The following is a 4060-nucleotide window of genomic DNA, read 5'->3' as shown; positions in this document are numbered from 1 at the left end:
CCTTACCGCGCTCGCCCTGACCGTCGCCGTCGTCAAACGCGCCGACGACACCAGCGGCTTCACCGTCCTGCCCCGCCGCTGGGTCGTCGAGCGCAAGTCGGCCGTTGCGGGCCCAGTAGCAGAGTTGCGCGGTGAGGCTGCTGAGGGGGCGCCCGGAGGCGGGGAGCCCGAGATGTCGCGCGATGTCGCGGGTGTGCATGGCCTGGTTGGAGTTCGCGGCCAGGAGCTGGCAGACCTGGCCCCAGCGGCCGGAGAGGGTCCGGCTCGGGTCCTGTGCGCTGGGCAGGGTTGGTGGGTGCACGGTGATCTCGATGGCGGTGATCGGGGTGCTGTCGTGTGGACGCCCGTCGCGGTTCCAGATGTTGTAGCGGGACGTTCCGCACTTGACGATGCGGGCGGACAGTCGCGGTCGACGCCCGGGAAGCAACGCGTGCAGGACGCGGGCGCCGATGTGTCCCACCAGATCGGAGCGGTCGCTCGGCTCGCAGGCCGCGCTCGTTCCGACCAGGCTGACCACCGTGTCGCGGGCGGCTTCCAGGGCAACGGTGAAGCCTGCCCGGTCGGGATCGCAGCCGGGCACTGTCTCCACCGCGGTCACCATGACCGAGCGCAAGGCGTGGTAGAGGGTGAGTAGTCCCCACATCTCCTGGCTGAGGCCGACCGGGTCCTTCGACCGTAGAACTCGGCCTTTGAGCAGGGTATGACGTAGTGCCAGATAGGTGATCTCGATCTCCCAGCGCTCGTGGTAGAGACGTACCAGGTGGTCGGCTGAATCGGTGCGGTGGTCGTTGAGCGTAGTCAGCAGGCGGTAGGTCCCGCCGAAGTCACCGCCGTTGGCGGTGCGGGCCCGGACCTCGGCCTCGATCACCCGCAGCGGGAGGCCTCCAATCCGGGTCAGGTAGGAGCCGTCGGGCAGCAGCGCGAGCACAGGCGGTCGCCTGGTGCTGGTGGCGCGAACCAAGAACTGCGCTCCCTGAGCTGCGATGTCTGCGAGCAGTTCGTTGCTGTCGAAAGCGCGATCGGCCAGAAGGAGCATGTCCGAGGTCAGGTGGCCGACCAGATCGTGGGCATAGTCAGTCTCGCCCTTGGAATCGGGGCCGAAGACCGCGGCGATCAGGCCGCGGGTGCCTGTTTCGCACAGAGTCATGAGCATCAGCCGGGGGAAGCCGGTCGGGCCGTATCGGCGTTCTGTGCGGCCGAGCCAGGACCGGTTGCGCTCGTGGTCCGGGACGTTCAGGCTCCCACAGCCGTCGAAGGCGACCGTGCGCCAGCGGCGGTAGCGCACTCCGGGCGTGGACGGCTGGGCCAGCGGGCCGGCCAGCACGTCGAACAGCCGCTTGAGCGGAGCCACCCCGACCCGCCGACGCAGATCACGAAGTGCCTTCTCCGACGGCTGCGGCACCCGGGCGGCCAGTCCGGCCGCGAGCTTTCCCCACACCAGTCCGGTGCCCAGATGCTCGAACAACCCGAGTGCGAGCACGAAGTACACCCCGACACGTGAGGGGAGGCTGCGAAGTCGTCGCTCGCGCGCCCCGGTCTCGTCCAGCACCGCATCCACCAACTCGGGCGGGATGACCTGGGTTAACTCACCGATATGACCGGGCGCGAACACGTCGCCGCCCGTGACAGACTGGGCCACTGGGCCTCTGCTTTCTCAGGAAGATCTTGGTCGATCCCCTGGATAGCAGAGGCCCCTCCCGCATCTCGCCCACCCTTGACACCGCCGCCGAGCGCTTAACTTCGTGGCATTGCACCACCAGGTGGCATGGCACGGTGGCGGACGATCTCCCCGCCACGATCACCGTGATGAGCTGCGCGAGCACCCCAACGACTCGTCACGCCAGGGCCGGCGACCTGCACGAATCACGATGCAACTTCCTCATTCTCTTGGGGCGGTGGTCAGCCCGGAGACAAGGGCTGTTCAGACCAGACGATCTTGCCGCGGGCGGTGTAGCGGGTGCCCCAACGTCCGGCGAGCCGTGCGACGAGGAAGAGGCCGCGGCCCCCTTCGTCGTCTGCTGTGGCGCGTCGGACATGGGGAGAGGTATCGCTGGAGTCGAAAACCTCACAGATCAACTTACGGTCGCGGATGACACGCAGCCAGATGGGGGGCTGGCCGTACTTGATCGCGTTCGTGACCAACTCGCTGACCACAAGCTCGGTAATGAAGGCGTCTTCAACCAGGCCCCATTCTGCGACCCGTGCCGCCGCCTTTGCGCGCACCTCGGCGAGCAGGGCCGGATCGTCCGACACCTGCCACTCGGCAACGTGCTCAGCCGCGAGGGTGTGCGTGCGCGCCACGAGCAGAGCTACGTCGTCGGCGGGGTGGTCTGAGAGCAGCTCGGTGGTGACGGTTCGGCAGGCAACCTCGGGCGAGCAGCCGGAATGGGCCAGGGCCCTCAGGAGACGCTCCCTCGCACCTTGCCGCGATCCGTTGGCACGCCTTTGTTCGGATGGCGGCAGTGGCGGCTGGTCAGGGGTGAGTAGTGCGGCCGTGTACAGCGCAAGCAGGCTGCCCTCGGGCAGGGTGACGTCGGCGGTTTCAAAAGGCAGGCCATCAGCGAGGCCGAGTGCGGGGTTGCTGGGAAGGTCCAGGAAGCTGGCTGTCCGGTCGGGAAGCAGGCAGACAGGGGCTGGATGCCCGGCGCTAGCCAGCGTGCAGCAGCTGGAGATTGGGTCGTAGACGGCGTACAGACAGGTGCTGCCATGCAGATCAGAGGCGGAAAGGGGCGATCCCTCCCTGTCCAGGCTAGCCACGAGATCATCGAGATCCGCGAGGAGCTCCTGGGGAGAGAGATCCTTACGCGCCAGGGTCCGAACTGCGGTGCGTAGGCGCCCCATTGCTGCTGCGGCGTGCAGTCCGTGGCCGCCTACCTGGCCGATTACCAGGGCAATGCGGGCACCGGACAAGGGGATGACGTCGTACCAGCAGCCGCCAACCTTGGCTTGCCTTTCCGCTGGCACGTAAAGGTGGGCCACGTCTACAGCGTTCTGTTCAGGGACTTCAGAGGGCAGCAGGCTCCGTTGCAGGGTGAGCGCCGCAGTTCGCTCTTTGTCGAACCGAACCGAGTTATCCATGCAAACAGCGGCTCGGTCTGTCAGCTCTCTTGCCAATTGGACATCGTTCGGGTCGAACGGCTCCCGTCCCGGCAGCCGCACGTAAGTGGCCACCCCGAGTATCTGACCGCGAACCGCCAACGGGACAGCTAGATGGGAACATCGAGCCATCGGATCGTTTCCGGCCCCCATGCCCGTGGTCGGCCCGGCGGGCTGCGATACGAGTACCGGGCGCAGCTCGGTGAGAGCCCTGGTCTGCGGGCTGTCGGAGGTCGGGGTGATTGGCTGGCTGAGGTGTCCGGGAGCGCCGGTGGTCACCGTCTGGCGGGAGACAGCCACACGATGCAACAAGAAGGATGTGCCGGCCTCTTGGCCGGCCTGGTACGGGCGAGGTTCAGTGGGGCTGTGGAGAGCGAAGGCATCGACCACATCTATGGTGGCGATGTCGGCGAGAGTCGGCACGGCGATGTCAGCTAGTTCCCGGGCCGTCCAGGAGATATCCAACGTGTTGCCCAGACGCCTGCCAGCCTCATTGAGTAGCCTAAGGCCCTGCCTGGTCCTGTGGCGGTCGGTGACGTCGATGACCGCGTACCCGATTCCGATGACGTGCTCGGCCGAGTCCTGAAGGCGGAAGAAGGAGGCGGACAGCGCCACCTCCTGGTCGGGGGCGGCGGGAGTGGTGCCGTGATACTCGAAGTCGATCAATGGAGTGCCCGTCTGCAGGACCTGATGCATTCGGTCCGAGACGTCCTCACTAGCCAGACCGGGCAGCACTTCCTCGACTCGCCGTCCGATCCGGTCTTGGATCGGAACCCCGCCGCGGCGTTCCAGTGCGGTATTCAGCCATACGTAGCGCAGATCGGTGTCCATCACGGCGAGGCCGATCGAAGTCTGGCGGCTCAGCCCTTCTAGGGCGTGTCTCTCCGATCATCTGACTCGTTAGATTGGTATGGCTGGTCGTGGTGATCTGACGGACGAGGAGTGGGCTCGCTTGGAGCCGCTT

At 66.6% G+C, this 4060-nt stretch carries 1 protein-coding gene and 1 pseudogene; both read right to left on the bottom strand.

The genetic code is table 11. The features are described 5' to 3' along the window. Positions 1-658: 658 nt before the first annotated feature. Positions 659-1549, bottom strand: a pseudogene (locus tag ACWC9T_RS41105) (transposase domain-containing protein); the annotation flags it as partial. Between the two features lie 350 nt (positions 1550-1899). Next, positions 1900-3942, bottom strand: a complete 2043-nt coding sequence (locus tag ACWC9T_RS41100; protein ID WP_449826128.1) for a SpoIIE family protein phosphatase — start codon at positions 3940-3942, stop codon at positions 1900-1902. Between the last annotated feature and the right edge of the window lie 118 nt (positions 3943-4060).

This window comes from Kitasatospora sp. NPDC001159, from assembly GCF_053598235.1.
The sequence above is the reverse complement of the archived record's forward strand: the minus strand, read 5'-3'. Positions and strand labels throughout refer to the sequence as shown.